This window comes from Saccharomonospora piscinae (assembly GCF_005862235.1).
Lineage (GTDB): Bacteria > Actinomycetota > Actinomycetes > Mycobacteriales > Pseudonocardiaceae > Saccharomonospora > Saccharomonospora piscinae.
The window spans coordinates 314,526-339,274 of record NZ_VCEK01000004.1 but is presented as its reverse complement, the minus strand read 5'-3'; the positions used below and the strand labels follow the sequence as shown (position 1 = coordinate 339,274).

The following is a 24,749-nucleotide window of genomic DNA, read 5'->3' as shown; positions in this document are numbered from 1 at the left end:
GCGCGGGATCACCCCCTCGACGGGGTGAGGACCTACCCGTCGCCGCGGTGCCTGCCGTTGACGCGCGGCTGCTCGTCCTCGACGCCGAGTCGCCGCACCAGGGCAGCAGCACTCGACGTGCCGGCCTGGTGTTCGGCCAGCGCTCGCGCCAGCAGCTCGGCCAGGCCCGCGTCCGCCGGCGGGTCGTCGGTGGGTGCGCCGTAGGCGGGACCGGGGTCGGAGAACTGCTCCGTGTGCTCGGCGGCGGCGTTGCGCGCCTGCTCCCGCTCCGCGTCAGCCGGTTCGGAGTCCTGCGACGGAAGTTGTTCGGACAACGGAGCCAGCGAGGGCGGCAGCTTCAACCGGGGCAGCCACCCGTCACCGTCCGCGGCAGGCACGGACGTGCTCCCGGTGCCCTCCCTCCGCGCGGCGGAACCGGAGCCGTCCTCGCGGCGGCCCGGCTCGCCCGTGCCGTTGTGCTCGCCGTCGGCGGCACGACGGCGACCCCCGCTCGCGCCGGGGGAGATACCGAGGCGGTCGAGCACCGACCGGGCGGCCACGGACCCGTGCTCGGAGTCGTGCCGGGTGGTCGGCGCTGTGAACGGCGGCTTGCCGACGTCCCACGTGGCCGAGTCGGGCTCGGCGGGTGACGGCTCCCGCGAGCGGGTGGTGTCCTCGTCGGTGCCCCCGCCGCGTTCCGCGCCGCCCGGGTCGGCCGGGTCGGCTACCGCCTTCTCCGGCGTCTCATGCGCAGGCTGCCCGGTCTGCGCTGCCTGCGCCGCCTGCGCTGCCTGCGCCGCCTGCGCTGCCTGTGCCGCCTGCGCTGCCTGTGCTGTCTGGGCCGCGTCGGCCGAGTCCGGCTCGGGCTTGCGCCTGCGGCGCTTCGGGCGCGGCGGCGCGGTGTCGTCGGTGATGATCGGCGTCACGGCGGTGACCTCCGTGGCGGAGACCTCCTCGGCGCTCGTTCGCGGCGCGGGTGGCTGCGCCGAGGGAGCCTGCTGCTCCCGGCCCGGCGGGGAGCGCCGCAGCATGGGCAACACCACCCGGGGACGCGAGTTTCCGTCCCGCTCGTCGGCCCGGCGCCTGCCACCGCGAGCCTCCGGTGTCTCCGGTGCCGGTGCTTCCGATTGGGTTTCGGGCGAACTCCGCTGTGCGGGTGGCTGGGCCGACGCGGCCTGCGCGGCGGCCGCGACCATCTCCGCGAGATCGACCGGGGCCTGTTCCCCCGTGCCGAACACTCCCGTGAGCAGGGCCCTGGCCTGGCTGCTGACCCGGGTGTGCAGGTGCTCGGCCGAGCGCGCGCGGTACAGGCACTGGATGGCCTCGCTCGCCTGGCCGATGCGTTCCTCGACGTGGGCGAGCTCCAGCCACAGCCGCGACGTCAGCGCGTAGAGCCCGTGCCTGCCGGTGCTATGAACGGCGTCACGCAGGGTCCGCGCCGCCGTCTCGGCCGACCCGTTCACCAGGTGGACCCGCGTGGCGATGGCCATCCGCAGCCAGCCCAGCGGGGCGACGGCCGCCGCCCGCTCGGGTTCGGACAGCAGCGGCTCGGCCACCTCCAGCGCCAGCTCGCCGTCGCCCCGGTCGAGCAGCGCGCACACCAGCTCCAGCACCAGTCGCACGCGCGCCAGCCCGCCGTCGGCACCGGCGTCGTCCAGCTCCGTCAGGAACCCGAGCCCCGTCCGGGCCGCGTCGGCGGCACTCACGAGATCGCCGTGGCGACGACGATGGGCCGAGACGCCCACCCGCAGCAGCGCCCGTGCCAGCTGCCGGTCGTCCCCGGACAGCTGCGAGTCCCGGGAGATCAGCCGGTCGCCCTCCATCAGCACCCGATCCAGCTCGACCTTCCGGCCGAACGTGCCGAGACAGCCGACGAGGTGACACAGAGCCGTGGCCCGCTGCACCGACGAAAGGCCGTTCACGGTCAGCACCGGTCGCAGCAGTGCCAGACCCGTGAGTGGAGCGCCCAGCGACCGCGCGCACACGGCCAGGTCCGTACGCAGCTGGGCCGCGATGACGGGGTGCCCTGCGTCCTCGGCGGCCCGCAGCGCGGTCACCGCCCTGCCCACGGCGGAGGCACGGTGACCGAGCCGCACCTTGGCCTGCACGGCGAGACTCTCCGCCCGCACCCACAGCTCGTTGGCCCCAGCCGTCTCGGCCACGGCCGCCGCCCGCTCACCGAGCACGAGCGCCACCTCGGGGGCCCTGACCTGCAGGCCCGACGCGCGCTGCACCAGCCGCTCCACCGAGGGCAGGCCCTCACCGCCGGGAGCACTCGCCCGCCTGCCGCCTGCCGCTCTTGCGCCTGTCTGCTCAGTGGTCGCCACTGGGTCTGTCCTCAACTGTCGGCTTCCGGGGGCTCACTGACGTCGCTCGCGCGGCGCCGGTGCAGCATGGCGCCGTGGCCTCGCGGCCAGGTGACGACGTCAGTCGCGGGTCAGTTTCCGATGAGTCACCCGATGTGGCCGTGCCGCGTCCGCGCCGAGCCGCTCGACCTTGTTCTTCTCGTAGCCCTCGAAGTTGCCCTCGAACCAGAACCACTTCGCCGGGTTCTCGTCGGTACCTTCCCAGGCGAGAATATGGGTCGCGACCCGGTCGAGGAACCACCTGTCGTGGGAGATCACCACGGCGCAGCCGGGGAACTCCTCCAGCGCGTTCTCCAGCGAACCGAGCGTTTCGACATCGAGGTCGTTGGTCGGCTCGTCCAGCAGGATCAGGTTGCCGCCCTGTTTGAGCGTCAGCGCGAGGTTCAGGCGGTTGCGCTCGCCGCCCGAGAGCACTCCGGCGGGTTTCTGCTGGTCGGGGCCCTTGAAACCGAACGCGCTCACGTAGGCGCGCGACGGCATCTCGGTCTGGCCGACGTGGATGTAGTCGAGTTCGTCGGACACGACCTGCCACACCGTCCGGTCGGGGTCGATCCCGGCCCGCTGCTGGTCCACATAGGACAGCTTGACGGTGTCACCGATCTTGACCGTACCCGAGTCGGGCTGCTCAAGGCCCACGATCGTCTTGAACAGCGTCGTCTTGCCGACGCCGTTGGGGCCGATCACGCCGACGATGCCGTTACGAGGCAGCGTGAACGTGAGGTCGTCGATCAGCAGGCGGTCGTCGAACCCCTTGTTGAGGTGCTCGACCTCGACCACGACGTTACCCAGCCGGGGCCCGGGCGGAATCTGGATCTCCTCGAAGTCCAGCTTCCGCGTCTTCTCCGCCTCGGCCGCCATCTGCTCGTAGCGATCCAGGCGCGACCGGGACTTCGTCTGGCGCGCCTTGGCGTTCGAGCGGACCCAGTCCAGCTCCTTCTGCAGCCGCTTGGCGAGCTTGGCGTCCTTCTTGCCCTGCACGGCCAGCCGCTCGCGCTTCTTCTCCAGGTAGGTGGAGTAGTTGCCCTCGTAGCCCTCGACGTGGCCCCGGTCGAGCTCCATGATCCACTGCGCCACGTTGTCCAGGAAGTACCGGTCGTGGGTGACGGCGAGGACGGCGCCGGGATAGTTCGCGAGGAACTGCTCCAACCAGAGCACGCTCTCGGCGTCCAGATGGTTGGTCGGCTCGTCGAGCAGCAGCAGATCGGGCTTCGACAGCAGCAGCTTGCAGAGCGCGACCCTGCGGCGCTCACCGCCCGAGAGGTGGGTCACCTGCTCGCCCCCCGGCGGGCAGCGCAGCGCGTCCATGGCCTGCTCCAGCTGCGAGTCCAGCTCCCACGCGTCGGCATGGTCGAGGTCCTCCTGCAGCTTGCCCATCTCCTCCATCAGGGCGTCGCTGTAGTCGGTGGCCAGCAGCTCGGCGATCTCGTTGAACCGGTCGAGCTTGACCTTGATCTCGCCGAGGCCCTCCTCGACGTTGCCGCGCACCGTCTTGTCCTCGTTCAGCGGCGGCTCCTGCTGCAGGATGCCCACACTCGCGCCGGGCTGGAGAAACGCCTCCCCGTTGCTCGGTTGGTCGAGCCCCGCCATGATCTTGAGAACGGTGGACTTGCCCGCGCCGTTCGGCCCCACCACGCCGATCTTGGCGCCGGGGTAGAACGCGGTGCTGACGTCGTCGAGAATGACCTTCTCGCCGACGGTCTTGCGCACCTTCTTCATGGTGTAGATGAACTCGGCCATACCCCGATCGTAGAGCGAGCCCGGTGGCTCCCTCACCCCACCTCATGCTGCGTCACCCGCCGTGCGCCACGGGTGGCCGTCAGTCCCTCCGACGGCCCTGGTCGGCCAGCTGCCGCAGCATCGCGTTGTAGGCCGCGAGCTCGGTGTCACCGCCCGCGTCCTCGCGCCGGTCCCTGCGCCGGGCCTCCCGGTCGTCGGCCCGTGTCCACTGCACCAGCAGGGCGATCATGACCACCAGTACCGGCAGCTCACCGGACGCCCAGGCGATGCCGCCTCCCAGTTGCTGGTCGGTGAGCAGGTCGTCCACCCACGGCAGATCGATCGCGCGGTAGAAGTCCTGGCCGATCACGGTCTGCATGTTCATGAGGATCACGCCGAAGAAGGCGTGGAACGGCACCGACGCCAGCAGCAACCCGAGCTTGCCGAGATGCGGCAGCGACCGGGGGGCCGGATCGATCCCGATGATCGGCCAGAAGTACACGTACCCGGCGAGCAGGAAGTGCGCGTTCATCGCCAGGTGTGCCCAGTGCAGGTTCAGCGCGCTGTCGAACAGCTCCGAGTAGTACAGCCCATAGAAGGAGCCGACGAAGATCACCAGGGCGACGATCGGGTTCGTCAGAAACCGCGCGAGCGGGGAGTGGACGAGCGCGAGCAGCCATTCACGGGGCCCCGGTGGCCGCTGCCTGCCCGCAGGCGGCAGCGCCCGCAGCGCCAGGGTCACCGGCCCGCCGAGCACCAGCAGCACCGGCACGACCATGCCGAGCAGCATGTGCACGATCATGTGGATGCTGAACATGCCCGGCGCGTATCGGCCCAGTCCCGACGACGTGGCCAGCAGCAGCGTCGCGCACCCCGCCAGCCAGGCCACACTACGGCCGACCGGCCAGGCGTCTCCCCGCGCCCGCACCCGCCGCACACCCGCGACGTACAGCGCGGCCAGCACCAGCGCCGCCACCCCGAAGACCAGATTGAACCGCCATTCCGTGAACACCCCGAGCGGGGTCAGCGCCCGGTCGAGGTCGTAGCCGATCAGCAGCTCGGTGGTCGACGGCTGGGCCGCGACCTCCAGCGGCGGCGGCGTCCGGCCCAGCGCCGTGGCCAGGCCGAACGTCACGAACATGACCAGCACCTCGACGGCGGCCAGCCGCACCAGGGTGCCTCCGCCCTCGCCGTCGTTGAGTTCCCGGACGCTGCGGCGCCGATGCTGGTGCCCGAACACGCCCAGCACCGCGAGCGCCACCACCTTGGCCAGCACCACCAGGCCGTAGTCGGTGGTGAGCAGCTGGCCCGGCGCCACCCGCACCAGCGCGTTGACGAGCCCGGACAGCCCGAGCACAAGCCAGCACACCAGCGCGAGCGTCGAGAACCGGGATGCGGCCAGCGGCAGGTGAGCGCCTCGCCGCCTGCCGTGCGCCAGCAGCGCGATGAGCCCCCCGACCCACAGCGCGGCGGCGATGAGGTGGTAGAGCAGGCTGTCGGTGGCGATGTCGTGCGAACCGCCACTGGCGGAGTGGCCGGTGGCCGCGATCGGCAACAACCCGGCGACCGAGACGAAGAACAGGGTGGCGGTCCAACCCCACGACAACACGAGCCTGCACCCGAGCGCGAGCAGCAACGCGATGCCCGCCGTGATCAGCCACGCCTTCGGCTGCTCGATCGCCTCGACGTAGTTCAGCAGCACCACCGGGTCGAGGACGTCGGCCACGGGCCGGCCCGCCCCGTCGGCTGCGGTGAAGAACACGGACGCGAGCGCGAAGCCGAACCACACCCACGCGGCGGTTCCCGCCGTGCGCAGCCCGGCGTAGCCGTCCACGTCGAGCGTGCCCGACCGTTGCGGCGGCACCAGAAACGCCGCCAGCAGCAGCGACCCGATGCACACGGCGGCGGACAGGTGCGCTCCCACCCGCACGACCATGATCCCGTACCGCGTGACGTCACCGGGATCGGTCAGCCCCGCCACTCCGTAACTGAGCCCTCCGGTGAGCGCCACGATGCCCACCGCGATCGCGGTGGCGAGCAGTGCGCCCACGGCCAGCAGGGGCGCCAGCGCGGCGCGCCTGCGCCGGGGCTCGGTACCGGTGGGCGAGGCGTCGGGTTCGGCTGCGGCGGACACGCTACGAGGGTATGCCCGGTCGTCGGAGCGCAGCTCAACGGAGGGCGGTGCGGCGATCCGCGGCACCGGCGCCGAGGCGCCGGGTGGCAGCGGCGGCGGCCGGGGCGATCACAACCGCGACCAGCCCGACCACGACGAACGACACCGACAGCGACGTGAGTGCCGCCACACCGCCGATCATGGGTGGCCCCGCGAGGAACCCCGCGTAGGCGATCGCCGTGACGAACGCGACCTCCCGCTCGCCCCCGCTGCCGTCGGCACGCCTGCCCGCCTCCCCCGCGAGGCCGAGCGCCAGGGGGAAACAGGCGGACAGCCCGGCACCGGCGAGAGCGAAGCCCGCATAGCTCACCCACGGCACCCCGGCCAGCGCGGTCGCGAGCAGGCCCGCCCCCGCGGCCAGCGATCCCACGACCAGGACCCGTCCCGCGCCGAAGCGGGCCTGCGCCCACGAGCCGACCAGCCGTGCCAGCGCCATCGCGAAGGAGAATCCGGCGTAGGCCGCCGCCGCCGCACCCTCGTCGACCCCCTGCTCGGTGACCAGCAGCAGCGCCGACCAGTCCGAGCTGGCGCCCTCCGCGATGGCCGAGCCGAGTGCCACGACGGCGAGCAGCCACAGCACCGGCCTGCGGGCGAGGACCCGCAACGTGGCGGGTGAGGCCGGGGCCGCGGTGTCCACCGGCCGCGCAACACCCGGCAGGGGACGCAGGACGGCCAGCAGCACGACGGCCGCGCATGCGGCGGCGACGACGAACTGCCGCGCGGGCGACCAGTCCGCCGAGGCGGCCAGCCCCGCCGCACCGGCGCCCACGAGCGAACCGACACTGAACCCCGCGTGCAACAGCGGCATCAGCGGCTTTCCCGCCGCGCGCTCGACCGCGACACCGGCCACGTTCATCCCGACGTCGAGCACCCCGGAGGTCGCACCCAGGCAGAGCAGCCCGGCGGCGAGCCAGGGCAGCGACTGGGCCGACCCCAGCAGCGTCAGGGCGGCGAACAGCGCGAGTCCCGACACGGCGATGACGAGCCGCGCGCCGAAGCGTTCGAGCAGCCGCCCCGACGCCGTCGCCGCCAGCAGCATGCCGACACTGCCCGCGAGCAGCGCCACACTGAACGCTCCTGGGCCCACCCCGGCCTGTTCGATCAGCGCGGGCGAACGCGGTGCCCACGAGCCGAGCACGAGCCCGTTCAGGGCGAAGACCACGAACACAGCCCACTGCCGCGCCACAACGCCCCCGTCCCGTGTGCCTGCCGCCCACCCGTCCGACGACCACACTGGCCGAGCGACCCCATACCCGCAAGGTCACGGCGCGGCACGACGCCCTACCACTTTCCACGCCCCGCCACGACGGCATCGCAGCACCTGGGGACGACTTTCACCTGGTACGGGCACAGCTGTCCCAGTTGTCCACAGCCCAGGATTCCGGGCCTGACAGGGCATCCGTACGCACGACATCGTGGACCACACCACAGCGCACACGCCCGGCCCTCGGCGCCGGGCCCGCACCGGGAGGACCTCGTCATGAACCACCAGTCGCACCGCAACAGCCTCGGCTCGCGCCTCCGTTCCGCAGTGCTGCTCGCCGGGCTCACGCTCGTCCTCGCGCCCACGGCCGCCACCGCCGCCACCGCCGCGGAGTCGTCGCCCGGCGAAATCCGGTCGTCGGGGCAGCACGCATGCGAGCGGGGTGAGTTCTGTCTCTGGAGCGAACAGGACTACGGCGGCACCCTGGTGCGTCTCGACCTGCGTAACACCAATCCCGAGCAGTGCAGGGAGGTTCCGGACGGCGTCGAGGGCCGTGCCTTCGGCAATCTGCTCGACCGGCACGTGACCGTGTACCAGGACGGTGACTGTGCCACCGAGGGCGATTTCAGCACGTACCCGGGACCGGGCACGTTCGTCCCGCGAAGTCCCTACGTGGTCCGGGCGGTCAAGATCTGGAACTGACGCCCGCCGCAGGCCGCCGAGGAACTCGGACCGGACCGGTACGGCAGCACCTCGCAGGGGAACGCGTCGTGACCGTACCGATCCCAGGGGTCACGCCCGCCCCGACCGCGTGACCCCTGTCCGGCGGGTGTGGAACGACCGCCGCCGCGCCCCCGGACACCCCGCCCGGTCCCGGTGATCACGATTTCGCTTACCTTGGGCGAAGATTCGGTCACCGGGCCGGGTGAGGGGTGAAACGAATCGGCGGTATCGGACGATCAGACCGACAGCGATGACTAAGCTGGGATTACGTGGCGTGATCAAAGTGGTCGTCGCCGGCCTCCGTAGCTCAGCTGGATAGAGCAAGAGCCTTCTAATCTCTAGGTCGCAGGTTCGAGTCCTGCCGGGGGCACAAACCTGCACGAGCAGGACAGTCCAACGGACCATGCCTGATCTCCGGTGAACGCGTGCGCCGCAACACCACCCGGCCGTACGCCGGTGCGCGGCAGCGAGCGGCGGCACGCCTCCTTCTCGGTCGTAGACTGCCGTGCCTGCGACGGGTCAGGTCAGATCGTGGGAGGTCCGGCATGAGCGACAAGCACGACGAACCGACCGGGGTGTGGTGTAACGCCTGCAACGGCGACGGCCGCATCCCCGACCCCAAGCTCGCGATCACCAGCGGGACGCCGCAGACGATGGTGTCCTCCCGCGAGTGCCGCTGGTGCAAGGGCACCGGACGACGGCCCGGATTCCACCCGCCGGTCTGACAACACAGCGAAACGGCCCCCGGACACCGCACCGTGCCGTGAGCCTTCTGCAACTCAGCGGTCGCGCGCCAGCCCTCGCCTCGACCCTGGCGGTAGCGACGGCTATATTGGTCATATGACCAAGACGAACGACCAAGGACTGTGCCGTGAACGGTAGGACGAACGTCGAACGGGGCCGCGACGTTCGCGCACGGCTCCTTCAGGCCGCGCGCGAACTAGTCGGAGAGCTGGGCTGGAACGCGGTGAGCACCCGGGTTCTGGCCGAGCGAGCAGGTGTCCGGGCGGGCCTGGTGCATTACCACTTCGACTCACTCGCCGCGCTGTTGCGCCAGGCCGCCCTCGACGAGATGCGTCGCGTGGTCGCCGAGACCGCGGCGCACCTCAAGGCTGCCGCCGACCCTGCCGCGACGGTCGGCGCCCTCGTGTCCGAGGTCGACCGGTACGACGGCAGCGACCCGGCGTCGCGACTGTTTCTCGAGGCCTACCTCGCTGCCACCCGTGATGCGGTCCTCCACGACAGCATCGCGGAACTCATGAAGGATTTCCGATCCGCTGTCGCCACCACACTGGCGCGGGCGGGCCATCCCGATCCCGACGGCGTCGCGGTGGTCCTGCTGGCCGTGATCGACGGCCTACTCCTGCACCGAGGTCTCGACCCGACGCTGTCAGCGGCTCGGATCAGGCCACTACTCAGCCAGGTGGCGGACACCGAAGAGAACGGAGCACGGCAATGAGGGCACTCGTCTGCGGCGCGGGAATCGCCGGTCTCACGCTGGCCAACCGCCTGCACCACCACGGATGGGAGGTGCACCTCGTCGATCACGCCTCCGGCCCCCGCGCCCAGGGTTACATGATCGACTTCTTCGGCCCCGGATTCGAGGCCCTGAGCGCAATGGGCCTTTCCGGCGCCCTCCGTGAGCACGCGAGCCAGGTCGACGAGTTCCGCTACATCGACGGCGACGGGCGCGCGACCGTCAGCATCGACTACGACCGCTTCGGCAAGGCGCTCGACGGCAAGATCGCGAGCATCATGCGCCCCGCGCTGGAACACCTGCTCCGGGAGTCGGTCGCGGACACCGTCGAACTCCGCTACGGCACCACCATCGACCGCATCGACGGCCACCGGGCGGCCCTTTCCGACGGCACGACGATCGACGCCGATCTGATCGTCGGTGCCGACGGGGTTCACTCCCGCGTGCGCTCGCTCGTGTTCGGCCCCGAACACCGTTACTTCCGTTATCTCGGCATGCACACCGGTGCGTTCGTCTTCACCGACCCCGACGTTTTCGCACAGGTCCGCGGCCGGTTCGTGCTCACCGAGACACTGAACCGCCAGCTCGGCTTCTATGGACTCGGTGACGACCGGGTCGCGGTCTTCGCGGTACATCGCAGCTCGGACCCGGCACTGCCTGACGACCCTCGCGACGCCCTGCGCCGCGAGTACGCGGATATGGGCGAGTTGGCCGAACGCGCGTTGGCGCTCTGCCCACCGCCCGAACAGATCTACTACGACCAGGTGGCCCAGACCGACCTGCCGCGCTGGACCGACGGGCCGGTGACACTGATCGGGGACGCCGCTCACGCGGTCTCCCTCATCGCGGGCCAAGGCGCGTCTCTCGGCACCGCGGGCGCCTACGTGCTGGCGGAGCGGCTGCACTCGTCGTCCTCGGTGCCGGAAGGGCTGGCCGAGTACGAACAGCGTTGGCGCCCGGTCGCCACCGGCGTCCAACAGGCGGCCCGGAACCGGGTGGGCGAGTGGTTCCTGCCGACCTCGTCGGTCAAGCTCTTACTCCGACGCTGGGGCTTCCGAGCCATGCGGGTGCCCGGACTGGATCGGGCTCTGGCTAGCTCCCTGTTTCCCAAGAGTCACCGAACCGTCGCGGAACTCACTGCCTGACCCGAGTTACAACAGCACGCCCGCTCGGCCGAGGTGGTTGTCCCAGTACGCGCCGAGCACCGCGGCCGACGCGCGGTACACCACCGTGTCGGAAGCCGGGTCGAGTACGAGGTACTGCCCGTTCTCGTAGCCCGTGACGGTGAGGAAGTGGGCGACGTTGGCACCCGACCACGGCAGGTCCTTCATGTTCCCGGCCATGATGACCGGCCTGCCTCCGCGCACATGGGCGAGTGCGGTGTCGAAGTTCCAGGAAGCCTGTGCGGACACGCCGTTCGCGGCCAGTGCTCGCCGCACGTCGGCCTCGTTGGTGCCGAACTGGTTCGGATCGTTCCAACTCGGGTCGTATCCCATGTCGGCCCGGGCCTGGTTGATGGCCGTCACCGGAACGCTGGCGTTCCACGACCGCGGCGTGACGCCGAGAGCCAGCAAAGCCGTGACGACGCTGGTGGGACCGCAGTCCTCACTCTGGTTGGGCTGCCCCTGGAACTGCGACACCGGAACCAGGTCGCTGCCGCCGGAGTCCCCGCAGTCCGGTACGCCAGGGATGCGATCGTCGTGCCCGGTGGCCATGTAGGCGTCGGCGAGGTACCCACCGAGTTCGGGCACGTAGTCCCAGAGATCGCTGCTGAATCCGTAGGTGTTGGTGACGGTCTCGCCCCGGGCCTGACACGAGATGTCCACGACCCGGCCGTCCCACACCAGGCCGACCGCCGCACTACTGGTGGTCGGGCCGCTGCGGACGTTGAGCCCGTCGCCGTCGGTGTTGCCAACGGTCGCCGTCACCGCCGACGCGACCCCCGTGGGCCCGACGAGCGTGGCGACGACCACCGCGATGGTCAGCAGGACTCGGACCGGCCACGGCCGGCGCCGCGACGTCCCTGATTCACTCACCGGTGCTCCCCTCGCCGTGGCCGACGGCGCGGGACGACGAGTCCGGCGCCACTGTGCGCTCACTCGGTTGTACGACGCGCACTCCCGGCGCGGAACCCGACAGAAGTCGCGATTCGCACAGCGACCTGGCGCCGGCCGCCGCGGCCAGTTCGCGCACTCCGCCACCGTTCGCGGGCCACTCACCGGGAAATGGCCCCTTTCTGTCATTCAGACAGGAAGCTACGGTCGCCTCATGTCTCAGGAGTCGTGGTCGCCGCCGCCGGTCCTGATCGCCGTGGATCTCGTCATCCTCACGCTGCGCTCGAACCAGCTTCACGTGCTGCTCGTGCAGCGAGGCATCGAACCGTTTCGCGGAGCACCGGCCCTACCTGGCGGCTTTCTCAACAACGACGGCGAGGACATCGCCGTCGCAGCCGCCCGCGAACTCAAGGAAGAGGCGGATCTCGAGGCTTCCCGGCTGCATCTCGAACAGCTGGGCGCCTACGGCAAGCCGGACCGTGACCCGCGAGGCCGTGTCTTGTCCATCGCCTACCTGGCCATCGCGCCAGGACTCCCCGAGCCGGTCGCCGGTACCGACGCCGCGGCGGCGACATGGACACCCGTGGAGCCCGTTCTGTCGGGACGGCTGACGTTGGCTTTCGACCATCAACAGATCGTTCTCGACGGTGTTGAGCGCGCTCGTACCAAGCTGGAACATTCCGCTCTGGCCACCGCCTTCTGCGAGGACGAATTCACCATCGCGGAACTACAGCGGGTCTACGAAGCGGTATGGGGACTGCGGCTCGATCCTCGGAACTTCTATCGGAAGGTCCAGCGAACGGACGGGTTCATCGTCCCGGCGGGCTCGAATCGCAGGACCACCAATGGACGCCCCGCACGACTCTTCAGTGCGGGACCGCGAACCGTGCTCCACCCACCCATAGCACGGCCCGAGAAGTCACCAGCCGACAAGGGGGACCGATGACACAAGGCGTGGTGGTACTGCTGACCGCGTTCGACCTCGAGTACCGCGCGGTCCGGCAGCGCATGACAGGCACACGGGTTCACCGGCACCCCAGAGGCACCCGGTTCGAGGTCGGTTCCCTCGAAAACTCGGACTCTCGAATCGCCCTGGGACTGACGGGCAAGGGCAATCACGCCGCGGGCATTCTGGCGGAACGTGCCATCGAGATGTTCGCCCCGCTGGCCGTCGTCTTCGTGGGCGTGGCAGGTGCGCTTCAGGAGAGCGCCCGGCTCGGCGATGTCGTGGTGGCGACGCACGTCTACGCCTATCACGGAGGCACCAGCGAGGACGACGGTCTCAAGGCACGACCACGGGTTTGGGAGATCTCGCACGCGATCAGTCAGCTCGCCTCACACCTGAAACGGGTCGGGGACTGGACGACCCAGGCACCCGCGCCATCGGTCCACTTCGGGGCGATCGCCGCGGGAGAGGTCGTGCAGAACTCCTCGATCTCGGCAGAAGCCGGCTGGCTCCGGCAGCACTACAACGACGCGCTGGCGATCGAAATGGAAGCCGCAGGCGTGGCGCAGGCCGGACACCTGAGCGGGTCGCCGATAGCGATCGTCCGGGGAATCAGCGACCGGGCGGACGGGACCAAGACCACCACGCACGACGGGACCTGGCAACCCAGGGCAGCGGAGAACGCGGCGGCGTTCGCGACTCGACTCGCCGAAGAACTGACCAAGGAAGGGGAGTACGTCGCAATGGGGGAAACCGAGCACCCGAAACCACGGGAGACATCCACTACGGTGCACAACACCGCCTCCTCCTCGACCGTGGGCATCCAGGCCGCGCACGTGAGCGGGAGCACGATCTACGTCGGTGCCGCGCCGGACCGGCCGACCACTGCCGCGATCTCCACCGAGTTGACCGCACTGCGCCAGGAGCTGCACAAGAGCTTGAGCAAGGGAGCCCTCGATTCCGAGACCCACGAGGCCGCTCGGGCGGAACTCGATCTCGCAGGGAAGGCACTCGAAGAGAACACGCCAGAGAGCAGAGGCACTGTCGTACTCGCGCTGAAGCGACTGGGTGGCCTCACGGCCGACCTGGCCGATCTGGCCACGAAGGTCGCGGCTCTCATCACGGCAGCGAAGGGACTGTCGTGAGCGAGCACCCCACGTTCACCACCAATACGGCCGAGCACGGCGCGATGGTGGGCATCCAGGCCAACGAAGTACACGACTCGAACGTGTACATCACGTCACCGACCGCGCCCCCGAGTGAGAAGTACGCGGTCGGTGTTCAATCCCTGGCGGACGGCATACCGTTGAAGGCGCGCGAGCTCATCGGGGATGCTCTCGCGCACGGTCATGACAACAACGAAGTGCGCTTTCACTGGACGCTCGCCATGCTGAGCAAGCGAACCGCACGCGACCTCACACATCAGGAACGGGACCAGCTCGAGCAGACCAGAACGACGCTCCGGTACGGAAGTACCGACGACTGGTGGCGAGCGGCGCAGGTGGTCTTCGACCTGCTGGACCTACACACCGGAGCTAGGGAAGACCACGCGGTGGTGTTGGAGGCGCTCACCGCGCTGCCACAACAGCACCGAACGGTGATCGTCCGTCATCTCGACCTGATCCTCACCGGGAACAACAAGGACAAGATCTGGGCCGATCTACGACACGAGGCGAGCAGGAAGCGAACCAGCAACGATCGCTCGGGGCGCGCGTGGGTGTATTTCCACCCGAAACCGACGCCGCCTCGCGCCCCGAATACCAGAGTCGGCGGCACCCTGCCCGGCGACCGCCTCCCGGCCGTCCTCTGGTCCGGAATCGCCGTCGCTGCGGCAGGCTATTTCGCGTGGCTGGTCGTCAACCACGCAGGCCCGATGCCGGTGGTGTCGTACGCGGTGGCGTTCGTCGCGGGATTCTTCGGCCTTCGGAACGGTTTCGAGTGGTACTACCACACGCTGCGACGACGCGCCAAAGACCGACTGTACGAGTGGCGGCCCGGGGTCGGCAGAGCATCCGAAGGCGGCGGCTTCGCCAGCCAGGTAAGCCACGCGTTCGAGTACTACGCACACAAGTACGCCCCTTCCGGCGTACAGCGGGAGGAGTGGCTCGTCTCGACTGCGGGCTTTCGCAGGGCCTTGCGCGATGAGCTCGTGGAGACCTACCGGGAGCAGAGAACCGGTGTGGCCGGGCTCCGGTGGTTGATCCGGCATCTGGTGCGCGACGTGCGGCGCTGGTGGTGTGAGGGCACGTTGTGGGACTACCGCGCGCGGTACGACGTCGGCCGCTCGACCAAGTGGTGGTGCGTGCTCTGCCTCGGCATCCTCGCCCTCAGTGCGGGCTACGTGGTCGTCGCGACCGCCGCGGTGACGCCGGTGTCCGCCACCGTCGCCACGCTCGCACTCGTCGTGAGCGTCCTGTGCGCGACGACCCGGTGGGTTCGCATCGTGGCCGAACGTCGTCGAACGAACGACGAGGGGAAAGAGCAGGAAGAAGCGCTTGAAGAACGCTCTCGGGCGTACCGGCGGTGGAAGAACAGACTCGACCGGGCGCGTCCCACCGAGACCGAGATGGAGACCTGGCTCGACTGCGACAAAACCGCGCTACTCGACGACGCTCTCCGCCACTACCGGCTCGCCTGGCGCGACGTCATCGCCCACGCCTTCCTGCTGACTCCGGCGAAGAACGCGAAGCGAGCGCGAGTCACTCACGGCCCGTGGCGATACTCCCGATACGCCGTCCGACTTTTTCTGATCACGCGAGACGGCGTTCGGGAGATCAGCGCCGAACTCGACTTCGGCCAGGCAACGACCACCATCCACGAACGCAACAACTTCCGCTTCGATGCGGTGTCCTCCGTATTGGTAGCGACGGACGGCCGTTTCGGCAACCACCTGACGATGACGCTGCTGAACGGCGAGCCTCGCGACATCCAGGTCACCGATCCGGAGATGGGATACCTCGACGCGCGAGAATCACCGCAGCACCTGTCGGCGATCAACCTCGACGCCGCCGGGTTCGCGCACACTCTGCACATTCTTGAGGGAATCGCGGCGGAAGGGAAGCACTGGATCGACCGCGACCCGCCGTCACCGGACAAGCCGAGCGAGGCCGCCTGAGAGTCCCCGTGCGCCGCGAGTACGCGAGGGCCACCGCCACGGGAATGCCGTGGCGGTGGCCTCCCAATGGCGATCCGGTCAGTCCGTGACGTCGACCTTCTCTCGGTCCGTCCGCTTGAGCTCGCCGGAGGACAGCTTGGCCATGAAGTCCGCCAGTTCCCGCTTGACGACCGGTGCGAGCAGGTAGAGACCGATGATGTTGAGGAACGCGAGCACGAACATCATCGCGTCCATGAAGCTCACCACCGCGTCAAGCGTCAGCACCGCGCCGAGCACGATGAAGCCGCACACGACGACCTTGTACGCCGCACCGCGCACCGGCCCGAGGCCGAAGAGGTAGTTCCACGCCTTCTGCCCGTAGTAGGCCCAGCTCAGCACGGTGGAGAACGCGAAGAGCGCGACCGCGACCGACAGCACGACCGGGAACCAGGGCAGCACCGTCGCGAACGCGTCCGAGGTCAGGGTGACGCCCTCCGGCGAGTCGCCGCCCGCCGCGACCGCGTCCCTGGCCTGCTGCCAGCTCGGGGTCTGCGCGATCACGATCGTCAGGGCCGTCATCGTGCAGACCACCACGGTGTCGACGAACGGCTCCAGCATGGCCACCAGCCCCTCGGTGACCGGGTGGCGGGTCTTGACGGCCGCGTGCGCGATCGGCGCGGACCCGATCCCGGCCTCGTTGGAGAACAGCGCGCGCTGGAAACCGACGATGAGCGCGCCGATCGCCCCGCCCGCGACGCCCTCAGGGGCGAACGCACCGGACAGGATCTCGCCGAACGCGGCCGGAACCTGCGGCAGGTTCACCGCGATCACGGTGAGGCACGCGGCGACGTAGACGAACGCCATGAGCGGCACCAGCCGGGACGTCACGCGCGAGATCGACTTGATGCCACCGATGATCACCAGCGCGACCAGACCGGCCATGATGCCGCCGACGAGGAGCGCGGCCCCGCTGCCGCCGAGCAGGCCGTCGTCGCCACCGGTCACCGAGCGCAGCTGGGCGAAGGTCTGGTTCGACTGGAACATGTTGCCGCCCGCGATCCCGAACACGAGGATCAGCAGCGCTGCGCCGAAGGCCAGCACCCGGCCCGGAATCGCTCCCTTACGCCCGAAGCGGTCGACCAGCCCACGACGCAGGTAGTGCATGGGGCCGCCGGACACGGTGCCGTCCGCGTGGACCTCCCGGTACTTCACGCCCAGCGTGCACTCCACGAACTTCGTGGCCATCCCGAGGAATCCACAAAGGATCATCCAGAACGTCGCCCCCGCGCCACCGATCGTCACGGCGACGGCGACACCGGCGATGTTGCCGAGCCCGACGGTTCCGGACAGTGCCGCCGTGAGCGCGCGGAAGTGGCTGACCTCCCCGGGATCGCGGTCGCTGGTGTACCGGCCGCGCACCACGTCGAACGCGAGTCGCATGCGCCTGACCTGGAGGAACTTGAAGTACACCGAGAACGTGACAGCGGCGACCACCAGCCACAACACGATCCACGGCACCTCCGTGCCGAACATCGGTATCGTGGCGAACACGATGTCGTTCGCGACGTCCGAGACCGGCTCGAAGACACCGTTGATCGTCTCTTCGATTCCCGCGGTGGCCGAGGGTTCCTCGGCGAGTGCGCTTGTTGCGTGAGTTCCCGACATGGGGCGCTATACAAGCACACTTGCCGCTCGATGACAGCCGAACAGGTGTGCGACCACGGTGGCACCGGGCGGCGCGGGCGCGGCAGTGCGCCGGGACTCACGACCGCGACCCGACGAAGGCGGCGAACCGGTCCAGCGCCGTGTCGATCTCATCAGGCCCGACGGCCGAACAGGACAGCCGCAACCGGCACCGCGCATCGGGGTGGTCGTAGAAGTGCCGCATCGGAACCCACAGCACACCGAACTCCCGCCCGGACTCCTCCAGCGCGGCGTCGTCGGCGGCGAAGGGCACATCGACCACGACGAAGAATCCGCCGGACGGCCGGTTCCAGCGCACACCGCCGCCCTCGGGGAACCGGGCCGCCAGACCGTCCAGCAGCCGCCTCAGATTGCGCTGGTACACGGTGGCCCCCAGCTCGACCGCACCGTCCCCGCGCTCACGGCACTGCCCGCCGTCCGCGACGCGGTGGCGGGCCGGTGTGCGGTGCTGCTCGACGGCGGTGTGCGCTCCGGGAGCGACATCCTGTGCGCACTGGCCCGCGACGCGTTGGGGCTGCTGGCCGACGAACTCACCACCACCCTCACCATGAGCGGCTGCCACGACCTGACCGACGCGCGAGCCCTCACCGTGTCCGCAGGCCAGGTAGCCGTGTCCGCATCGTGCGGTGCAAAGATGGCAACGCAGGCTGCGGACACGGTGTCCCGGCGCGTCCCCGGCGCCGTGAGGTCCTTGACGACCAGCACCATCAGTGGTTTCCCGCCCGCCGCCCAGCCGCGCAGCCGCACCGTCAATCCGACGAAAGCACCGAGTCACCGCGGTTTCAGCTGGCGAACCAGACATTGTGGCCAGTCGTCGCGGAAATACTGTTGGATACCGAGATGACGGATTCCCGACCGCTGTGCCCCAAGGTGATCCTCGAAGGCACCCGGCTGACGAAGAAGACCGAACTGGCGTTCACACTGCGGGATCACGCCCGCTTCGCGGGCGCCCGCCGGTATCGTTACCACCTGCCGCTGGTGTCGGCGGAGTGGAGTGGGCTGACGAACGAGGCGTGGGGACCGAGCCTCATCACCTTCGAGCCGGAACAGCAGGACGCCGCGCTGGAGGCGTACCGCACGTGGGTCCGGCTGTTCGAGCTGCACCGCTACTACACGTGGATCGTGGATCGGTTCCACCTCTCCACCCTGGTCCATCAGGCTCGGACCGGCCGCCACCTGGACTTCGGCCCGCTGGAGGAGCGGCTGGCCGCGCTCGGGTTCGCGGTGGTGTTGTGCACGCGGCAGCCGGAGACGTTCGAAGAGGCACGCGAGGAACGGCTCCGGGTCTCGGCGAACCCGCGCCAGTACGACGACCTCGGTGTGTTCGTGCGGGAACAGGACGCGTTGCGCACGGCGGCGGCGCGCGGGCGGCTTCCGGTGCTCGAACTCGACGTGACGGAGTACACGGAGGCCCAGCTCGCCGACACCGTTGTCGACTGGCTCGCGGACCGCAACCTCTTGCACAGAGATCGCTGAAACTTTCTGCAAGATCCTTGCGCTCCCGGGGACGCGGGGTTACCGTCTTGCGCACCCCGGTCTCAGCGAGGAGAACCATGACACGAGGCAGCAGAGTGCTGGCGCTCGCCGCCGCCACCGCGTTGACGGTGACCGCGTGCGGCGAGTCCGCCACCGACCAGACCGACGCGGCCGACCAGGCGGCGGCCGACCCCCAGGCCGTGACGGGCACCGTCACCTTCTGGGACACCTCGGACGCCACCAGCGAGTCACCCGCGTACAAGGAGCTGGTGACGCGGTTCGAAGAGCAGTACCCCAACATCACCGTCGAGTACGTCAACGTGCCCTTCGACGGAGCGGACGACAAGTTCAAGACGGCGGCCCAGAGCGGCGACGGCGCACCGGACGTGATGCGCACCGACGTGGGCTGGACCTCGACGTTCGCCGCGCTCGGCTACCTCCAGCCGCTCGACGGCACACCGGCGCTCGACAACGCCGACGACTACCTCCAGGTTCCCATGGAGAGCAACGTCTACGAGGGCAAGACCTACGGCGTGCCGCAGGTCACCGACACCCTCGCCCTGCTCTACAACAAGGACCACTTCGAGCAGGCCGGCATCGACGCCCCGCCCGCCACCTGGGACGAGCTGCGCGAGACCGCCAGCACGCTGGAGGAGGAGATCTCCGGCACCACGGGCGTCTTCCTCAACGCCGACTCCTACTTCCTGCTGCCCTTCGTCTACGGCGAGGGCGCGGACTACGTCGACACGGAGGCCGAGCGCATCACGATCGACAGCCCCGAGGTGAGTGCCGCGGTCGAGACGGTGCAGGAGCTGACCGCCGACGGCGTGGGAACCACCGACACCAGCGCGAACAAGTACACGAACATGCAGGACGGGTTCAAGGACGGCTCCGTCAGCATGATCATCAATGGTCCGTGGTCGGTGTCGGACACGCTGTCGGGCGACGCCTTCTCCGATGCGGCCGACCTGGGTGTCGCGCCGGTTCCCGCCGGACCGCAGGACCAGGGCGGCCCCGTCGGCGGCCACAACTACACGGTCTACGCGGGCTCGCCCGACCTGGCGGCCTCCTACCTGTTCGTGCGGTTCCTGAACTCGGCCGAGAGCCAGGCACACGTGGCGGCGGAGAACAACACGCTGCCCACCCGCGGCTCGGTCTACGACAACGAGGACGTGGCCGCCAACGAGGTGATCGCCGCCTTCGAGGAGCCCCTGACGCAGGCGAAACCGCGCCCCGCGGCGCCGGGAGCGGGCACCCTGTACGACCTGTTCACCCCCTTCTACGAGCAGATCCTCGGCGGGCAGGCGTCGGTCGAGGACGGGTTGGCACAGGCGCAGCGCAAGGCGAAGGACGCGGTGCCGGGCTTCGAGTCATGACCAGCACGGCGGTACGGCCCCCCGCCGGGGTGGCACCGGATCCGGTGCCGCCCCGCGGGCGGTTGCGGGAACGCACGGGACAGCACTGGTACGCGTGGGCGATGATCGCCCCGGTCATGCTCGTGCTGGTCGTGCTCGTCCTCTACCCACTGGCGCAGGGCGTGTACCTCTCGCTCACCAACGCGAACGAGATGAACAGCGCCCGCACCATCGGCGTCAACGAGATCGAGGCGACCTACGAGTTCGTCGGGCTGGACAACTACTTCGAGGTGCTCTCGGGCGCGGAGGGCGCGTTCTACCCGCGTCTGGCGTGGACCTTGGTGTGGACGGTCACGTGCGTGCTGCTGCACTACTCGCTCGGCCTCGGGCTCGCGATGCTGCTCAACCGCGCCATGCGGGGCCGGTCGGCGTACCGCATGCTGCTGATCCTGCCGTGGGCCGTACCGCCGTTCGTCGCCGCGTTCGCGTGGCGGCTCGTGCTCAACACCGAGGGCGGTGTGCTCAACTCCGTGCTGAACGCACTGGGCCTCGGCAGCGTCAACTGGCTCGGCGAGCCGTTCGCCGCGAAGATCTCCGTGCTGATGGTGAACATCTGGCTGGGCGTGCCGTTCATGATGGTGGCCCTGCTCGGCGGGTTGCAGACCGTGCCGAGGGAGCTGTACGAGGCGGCCGAGATGGACGGCGCGACACCGTGGCAACGGTTCCGTGCGGTCACCCTGCCGGGCCTGCGCCCCGTGTCGGGCACGGTGATCCTGCTGGGCACGATCTGGACCTTCAACCAGTTCCCCGTGATCGCGCTGCTCACCGGCGGCGGGCCCGGAGGGGCGACGAACATCCTCGTCACCGAGGCGTACGAACGCGCGTTCCAGGGCATTCGCGACTACGCGGGCGCCGCCACCTACGGCGCCATCATCGCCTCGATGCTCATCGTGTTCGCGGTGCTCTACCGGCGCTGGCTCGAACGGCAGTCCGCTGAGGTGCTCTCATGACCGACACAGTTCACCGCCGCGGGAACCAGCGGGGCCAGCGAAGTCTCCTCTCGTCCACCGCGCTGCACACCACCCTCGTGCTGGCGAGCGTGGTGGCCGTCTTCCCCGTCGCGTGGGTCACGCTCACCTCGCTCAAGACCGACCGCAACACCTGGACCCGGCCCGACGAGGTCGGCGCACTCGGACTGGACAACTACTCCCAGGTGCTCGGCAGCACCGAGTTCCTCACGTGGTTCGCGAACTCCCTCATCGTCGCGTCGGCCACCACCGTGTTCGCGGTGGTGATCGCGGCCACGGCGGGCTACGCGGCGTCGCGGATGCGCTTTCCCGGCAAACGGCCTCTGATGTGGTCGTTTCTCATCACCCAGATGTTTCCCGCCGCGGTGCTGATCGTCCCGCTGTACAACGTGCTGTCGGAGCTGGGCCTGCTCGACTCGTACGGCGGGCTGGTGCTGGCGTGCTCCACCGTGGCCGTGCCGTACTGCGCCTGGATGCTCAAGGGATACTTCGACACCATCCCCGTCTCGATCGACGAGGCGGGCCGCGTCGACGGGCTCAGCCCGTTCGGCACGTTCTGGCGGCTGATCGTGCCGCTGGCCAAGCCCGGCATCGCGGTCACCGTGTTCTACTCGTTCGTCACCGCCTGGGGCGAGGTGGCCTTCGCCGGTGTGTTCATGCAGAGTCAGGACCACTACACGCTGCCCGTGGGCATGGCGACGTTCGTCAGTGACTTCAAGGCCGAGTGGGGGCTGCTCACGGCCGGTTCCGTGCTGGTCATGGTGCCGTCGGCCGTCGTGTTCTTCCTCGTGCAGCGTCATCTCGTCGCGGGGCTCACCGCGGGCGGCGTCAAGAGCTGAAAGGAAATCATGAGCAACGAGTGGTGGCGGACCGCGACCATCTACCAGGTGTACGTGCGCAGTTTCGCCGACGCGAACGGTGACGGCATCGGCGATCTCCCGGGTGTGCGATCCAAACTGGACTACCTGGCCGACCTCGGTGTGGACGCGGTGTGGCTCACCCCATTCTACACCTCCCCGATGGCCGACGGCGGCTACGACGTGGCCGACTACCGCGCCGTGGACCCGTTGTTCGGCGACCTGGCCGACGCGGAGGCGCTGATCGCCGACGCCCACGCACGCGGCCTGCGGGTGATCGTGGACGTCGTCCCCAACCACACCTCCTCGCAGCATCCGTGGTTCGCCGAGGCACTGGCGGCGGCACCGGGCTCGGCGGCGCGCGACCGCTACCTGTTCCGCGACGGGCGGGACGGCGGGCCGCCCAACGACTGGGAGTCGGTGTTCGGCGGACCCGCGTGGACCCAGGTGCCGGACGGGCAGTGGTACCTGCACCTGTTCGACCCCGCCCAGCCCGACCTCAACTGGCGCAACTCCGAGGTGCGGGCCGAGTTCGCCGACATCCTGCGCTTCTGGCTCGACCGGGGAGTCGACGGTTTCCGCATCGACGTCGCGCACGGCATGGTGAAGGCCGACGGGCTGCCCGACGCGGAATGCACCGAGCAGGCATCGCTGCTGACCACGCGGTCGCTGCCCTACTTCGACCAGGACGGCGTCCACGAGATCTACCGTGAGTGGCGCAAGATCCTCGACTCGTACCCGGGGGAACGCATCGGTGTCGCGGAGGCGTGGGTGCCCACGGCGGAGCGGCTCGCGCGCTACCTCCGGCCGGACGAGCTGCACCAGGCGTTCAACTTCCACTACGTCGAGGCGGAGTGGTCGGCTCCCGTGTTCCGGCGCGTGATCGACGAATCGCTCGACGCGGTGGCCGGGCTCGCTGCGCCCTCGACGTGGGTGCTGTCCAATCACGACGTTCACCGGCACGTCACCCGCTACGGCGGCGGCGAACAGGGCCTGCGGCGCGCGCGGGCCGCCGCCCTGCTCACACTCGCCCTGCCCGGCTCGGCGTACGTGTACCAGGGTGAGGAACTGGGGCTTCCCGAGGTCACCGACCTGCCGGACGAGGTGCTGGCCGACCCGGTGTGGGAGCGTTCCGGCCACACCGACCGGGGACGCGACGGCTGCCGGGTGCCGCTGCCGTGGTCGGGCAGCGAGCCGCCGTTCGGGTTCGGCGGGTCCTCCTGGCTGCCGCAGCCCGCCGACTGGGCCGCGCTCACCGCCGAGGCGCAGCACGACGACCCCGAGTCCACCCTGTCGCTGTACCGTGAGGCACTGCGGCAGCGACGTGCGCTTCCCTCGGAAGGCATCACCTGGGACGAGGCACCCGATGGCGTCCTCGCGTTCCGCCGGGGCGAGTCGTTCACCTGCACGGTGAACTTCACGTCGTCGCCGGTGACGATGCCCCGGCCGGGAACGGTGCGCCTGGCGAGTTGCCCGGACTCGGAACTCGGCCTCGGCGCCGACACGGTGACGCTGCCCGCCGAGAGCGCTGTGTGGTGGAGCGGAGACGTGGATGGTTAGACACGCCCTCGACGGCGTCCGGCTCGCGGACATCGCCGAGCTGGCGAAGGTCAGCGAAGCGACCGTGAGCCGCGTGCTCAACGGCAGGCCGGGGGTCGCCGCGACCACCCGGCAGTCGGTCCACGCCGCGATGGACCGGCTCGGGTACGAGCGGCCCCCGCGGTCGCGCCAGCGCAGCGCGGGTCTCATCGGCCTCATCATCCCCGAGCTGGACAACCCGATCTTCCCCGCGTTCGCGCAGGTGATCGACCGCACGCTGGTGCTGCGCGGGTACCGCTCCGTGTTGTGTACGCAGGCTCCCGGTGGGGCCACCGAGGACGAGTTCATCGAGACGCTCACCGCGCGCGGCGTGTCCGGCATCGTGTTCGTGTCGGGACTGCACGCCGACACCACCGCCGACCACGACCGCTACCGGCGGCTGATCGACGAGGGCGTGCCGGTGGTGTTCGTCAACGGCTACGCGCCGGAGGTGAACGCGCCGTTCTTCTCCGACGACGACGGCGCGGCGGTCGATCTCGCCATCACGCACCTGCGGGAACTCGGTCACGAACGCATCGGGCTCGCGGTCGGGCCGAACCGGTTCGTGCCCGCGCAGCGCAAGACCGAGCAGTTCCGGCGGAAGATGGTGCCCGTACTCGGCGGCGAGGCGGAGGCCGACTCGCTGATCGTGCACTCGCTGTTCTCGGTGGAGGGCGGGCACTCCGCCGCGTGGGCGCTGATGGAACAGGGCTGCACGGCGGTGGTGTGCGGCAGCGACCTCATGGCGCTCGGCGCGATCCGGGCGGCACGACGCCGTGGTCTGGAAGTGCCGAGGGACTTCTCCGTGGTCGGCTACGACGACTCGCCGCTGATCGCGTTCACCGACCCGCCGCTGACCACCATCCAGCAGAAGGTGAGCGCGATGGTGACGGCGGCGGTGCGCACGCTGCTCGACGAGGTCGCGGGCGCGGAGGTGCCCACCGAGGAGTACCTCTTCCAGCCGGAACTGGTGGTGCGGGGCTCCACGGCCGCCTGCCCAAGCTGAGGTGCCGGGGCCC

The 24,749-nt window shown here is 69.7% G+C and carries 20 protein-coding genes and 1 tRNA gene; 15 read left to right on the top strand and 6 right to left on the bottom strand.

Translation table 11 applies throughout. The features are described from left to right. Nucleotides 1-32 precede the first annotated feature (32 nt). The 4 genes from FFT09_RS17905 to FFT09_RS17890 all read right to left on the bottom strand — a co-directional run bounded on the left by FFT09_RS17905 (nt 33) and on the right by FFT09_RS17890 (nt 7,420). On the bottom strand, nt 33-2,306 hold the full coding sequence (locus FFT09_RS17905) for a hypothetical protein (RefSeq protein ID WP_138383407.1): 2,274 nt from the start codon (nt 2,304-2,306) through the stop codon (nt 33-35). Nucleotides 2,307-2,405: 99 nt separating this feature from the next. Then, nucleotides 2,406-4,082, bottom strand: coding sequence for an energy-dependent translational throttle protein EttA (gene ettA, locus FFT09_RS17900; protein WP_024875918.1), 1,677 nt, complete (start codon nt 4,080-4,082; stop codon nt 2,406-2,408). Nucleotides 4,083-4,161: 79 nt separating this feature from the next. Then, the gene (locus FFT09_RS17895) at nt 4,162-6,129 is read right to left on the bottom strand and encodes a bifunctional copper resistance protein CopD/cytochrome c oxidase assembly protein (protein ID WP_081195426.1); all 1,968 of its coding nucleotides are present in this window, start codon (nt 6,127-6,129) and stop codon (nt 4,162-4,164) included. A 100-nt stretch (nt 6,130-6,229) separates the two neighbouring features. Continuing rightward, on the bottom strand, nt 6,230-7,420 hold the full coding sequence (locus tag FFT09_RS17890) for an MFS transporter (protein ID WP_138383406.1): 1,191 nt from the start codon (nt 7,418-7,420) through the stop codon (nt 6,230-6,232). Between the two features lie 294 nt (nt 7,421-7,714). Here FFT09_RS17890 and FFT09_RS17885 point away from each other — a divergent pair, with 294 nt between their 5' ends. The 5 genes from FFT09_RS17885 (at nt 7,715) to FFT09_RS17865 (ending at nt 10,783) form a co-directional block, all read left to right on the top strand. Next, nucleotides 7,715-8,140 (top strand): peptidase inhibitor family I36 protein, encoded by a 426-nt coding sequence (locus FFT09_RS17885; RefSeq protein ID WP_138383405.1) that lies wholly within the window; start codon nt 7,715-7,717, stop codon nt 8,138-8,140. 317 nt (nt 8,141-8,457) lie between these two features. After that, a tRNA-Arg gene (locus FFT09_RS17880) sits at nt 8,458-8,531 on the top strand. A 175-nt stretch (nt 8,532-8,706) separates the two neighbouring features. Next, complete coding sequence (locus FFT09_RS17875) at nt 8,707-8,886, top strand: hypothetical protein (protein WP_138383404.1); 180 nt, start codon at nt 8,707-8,709, stop codon at nt 8,884-8,886. Nucleotides 8,887-9,032: 146 nt separating this feature from the next. After that, the gene (locus FFT09_RS17870) at nt 9,033-9,620 is read left to right on the top strand and encodes a TetR/AcrR family transcriptional regulator (protein ID WP_138383403.1); all 588 of its coding nucleotides are present in this window, start codon (nt 9,033-9,035) and stop codon (nt 9,618-9,620) included. After that, nucleotides 9,617-10,783 carry an FAD-dependent monooxygenase gene (locus FFT09_RS17865; protein WP_138383402.1) on the top strand — a complete coding sequence of 389 codons (1,167 nt, stop codon included), beginning with the start codon at nt 9,617-9,619 and terminating at the stop codon, nt 10,781-10,783. The genes FFT09_RS17870 and FFT09_RS17865 overlap by 4 nt, the downstream gene beginning before the upstream one ends. 6 nt (nt 10,784-10,789) lie before the next feature. Here the strand turns inward: FFT09_RS17865 and FFT09_RS17860 are convergent, their stop codons facing one another. Then, a complete protein-coding gene (locus FFT09_RS17860) occupies nt 10,790-11,674 on the bottom strand; it encodes a C39 family peptidase (protein WP_138383401.1) in 885 nt (294 codons plus the stop codon). Nucleotides 11,675-11,906: 232 nt separating this feature from the next. Between FFT09_RS17860 and FFT09_RS17855 the strand changes: the two genes are divergently transcribed. The 3 genes from FFT09_RS17855 to FFT09_RS17845 are packed head-to-tail and all read left to right on the top strand — an operon-like array spanning nt 11,907 to nt 15,753. Next, nucleotides 11,907-12,638 (top strand): NUDIX hydrolase, encoded by a 732-nt coding sequence (locus FFT09_RS17855; RefSeq protein WP_138383571.1) that lies wholly within the window; start codon nt 11,907-11,909, stop codon nt 12,636-12,638. After that, complete coding sequence (locus FFT09_RS17850; RefSeq protein WP_138383400.1) at nt 12,635-13,783, top strand: 5'-methylthioadenosine/S-adenosylhomocysteine nucleosidase family protein; 1,149 nt, start codon at nt 12,635-12,637, stop codon at nt 13,781-13,783. The genes FFT09_RS17855 and FFT09_RS17850 overlap by 4 nt, the downstream gene beginning before the upstream one ends. Then, nucleotides 13,780-15,753, top strand: a complete 1,974-nt coding sequence (locus tag FFT09_RS17845; RefSeq protein ID WP_138383399.1) for a hypothetical protein — start codon at nt 13,780-13,782, stop codon at nt 15,751-15,753. Before FFT09_RS17850 ends, FFT09_RS17845 begins: the two co-directional genes overlap by 4 nt. 78 nt (nt 15,754-15,831) lie before the next feature. Here the strand turns inward: FFT09_RS17845 and FFT09_RS17840 are convergent, their stop codons facing one another. Next, nucleotides 15,832-17,397, bottom strand: coding sequence for an alanine/glycine:cation symporter family protein (locus FFT09_RS17840; RefSeq protein ID WP_138383398.1), 1,566 nt, complete (start codon nt 17,395-17,397; stop codon nt 15,832-15,834). Nucleotides 17,398-17,455: 58 nt separating this feature from the next. On the opposite strand from FFT09_RS17840, the gene FFT09_RS17835 reads away from it, so the two are divergent. The 7 genes from FFT09_RS17835 to FFT09_RS17805 all read left to right on the top strand — a co-directional run bounded on the left by FFT09_RS17835 (nt 17,456) and on the right by FFT09_RS17805 (nt 24,736). Beyond that, nucleotides 17,456-18,280 (top strand): alpha-hydroxy-acid oxidizing protein, encoded by an 825-nt coding sequence (locus FFT09_RS17835; RefSeq protein ID WP_138383397.1) that lies wholly within the window; start codon nt 17,456-17,458, stop codon nt 18,278-18,280. Beyond that, a complete protein-coding gene (locus tag FFT09_RS17830; protein ID WP_081194895.1) occupies nt 18,277-18,912 on the top strand; it encodes a hypothetical protein in 636 nt (211 codons plus the stop codon). The genes FFT09_RS17835 and FFT09_RS17830 overlap by 4 nt, the downstream gene beginning before the upstream one ends. A gap of 77 nt (nt 18,913-18,989) precedes the next feature. Continuing rightward, nucleotides 18,990-20,288: an extracellular solute-binding protein gene (locus tag FFT09_RS17825; RefSeq protein ID WP_024875961.1), complete on the top strand. Its 1,299-nt coding sequence runs from the start codon at nt 18,990-18,992 to the stop codon at nt 20,286-20,288. Continuing rightward, nucleotides 20,285-21,277 carry a carbohydrate ABC transporter permease gene (locus tag FFT09_RS17820; protein WP_138383396.1) on the top strand — a complete coding sequence of 331 codons (993 nt, stop codon included), beginning with the start codon at nt 20,285-20,287 and terminating at the stop codon, nt 21,275-21,277. Before FFT09_RS17825 ends, FFT09_RS17820 begins: the two co-directional genes overlap by 4 nt. Beyond that, nucleotides 21,274-22,134, top strand: a complete 861-nt coding sequence (locus tag FFT09_RS17815) for a sugar ABC transporter permease (RefSeq protein WP_024875963.1) — start codon at nt 21,274-21,276, stop codon at nt 22,132-22,134. The genes FFT09_RS17820 and FFT09_RS17815 overlap by 4 nt, the downstream gene beginning before the upstream one ends. Nucleotides 22,135-22,143: 9 nt before the next feature. Further along, nucleotides 22,144-23,712 carry a glycoside hydrolase family 13 protein gene (locus FFT09_RS17810; protein WP_138383395.1) on the top strand — a complete coding sequence of 523 codons (1,569 nt, stop codon included), beginning with the start codon at nt 22,144-22,146 and terminating at the stop codon, nt 23,710-23,712. Then, nucleotides 23,705-24,736 (top strand): LacI family DNA-binding transcriptional regulator, encoded by a 1,032-nt coding sequence (locus FFT09_RS17805; protein ID WP_138383394.1) that lies wholly within the window; start codon nt 23,705-23,707, stop codon nt 24,734-24,736. The genes FFT09_RS17810 and FFT09_RS17805 overlap by 8 nt, the downstream gene beginning before the upstream one ends. Nucleotides 24,737-24,749 lie beyond the last annotated feature (13 nt).

Bases quoted from the DNA above. Each gene is read 5' to 3' on its own strand.
- FFT09_RS17810 (WP_138383395.1), top strand. From the start codon at position 22,144: ATGAGCAACGAGTGGTGGCGGACCGCGACCATCTACCAGGTGTACGTG.
- FFT09_RS17820 (WP_138383396.1), top strand. From the start codon at position 20,285: ATGACCAGCACGGCGGTACGGCCCCCCGCCGGGGTGGCACCGGATCCG.
- FFT09_RS17830 (WP_081194895.1), top strand. From the start codon at position 18,277: ATGACGGATTCCCGACCGCTGTGCCCCAAGGTGATCCTCGAAGGCACC.
- FFT09_RS17840 (WP_138383398.1), bottom strand. From the start codon at position 17,397: ATGTCGGGAACTCACGCAACAAGCGCACTCGCCGAGGAACCCTCGGCC.
- FFT09_RS17885 (WP_138383405.1), top strand. From the start codon at position 7,715: ATGAACCACCAGTCGCACCGCAACAGCCTCGGCTCGCGCCTCCGTTCC.
- FFT09_RS17875 (WP_138383404.1), top strand. From the start codon at position 8,707: ATGAGCGACAAGCACGACGAACCGACCGGGGTGTGGTGTAACGCCTGC.
- FFT09_RS17815 (WP_024875963.1), top strand. From the start codon at position 21,274: ATGACCGACACAGTTCACCGCCGCGGGAACCAGCGGGGCCAGCGAAGT.
- FFT09_RS17825 (WP_024875961.1), top strand. From the start codon at position 18,990: ATGACACGAGGCAGCAGAGTGCTGGCGCTCGCCGCCGCCACCGCGTTG.
- FFT09_RS17850 (WP_138383400.1), top strand. From the start codon at position 12,635: ATGACACAAGGCGTGGTGGTACTGCTGACCGCGTTCGACCTCGAGTAC.
- ettA (WP_024875918.1), bottom strand. From the start codon at position 4,082: ATGGCCGAGTTCATCTACACCATGAAGAAGGTGCGCAAGACCGTCGGC.
- FFT09_RS17865 (WP_138383402.1), top strand. From the start codon at position 9,617: ATGAGGGCACTCGTCTGCGGCGCGGGAATCGCCGGTCTCACGCTGGCC.
- FFT09_RS17855 (WP_138383571.1), top strand. From the start codon at position 11,907: ATGTCTCAGGAGTCGTGGTCGCCGCCGCCGGTCCTGATCGCCGTGGAT.
- FFT09_RS17805 (WP_138383394.1), top strand. From the start codon at position 23,705: ATGGTTAGACACGCCCTCGACGGCGTCCGGCTCGCGGACATCGCCGAG.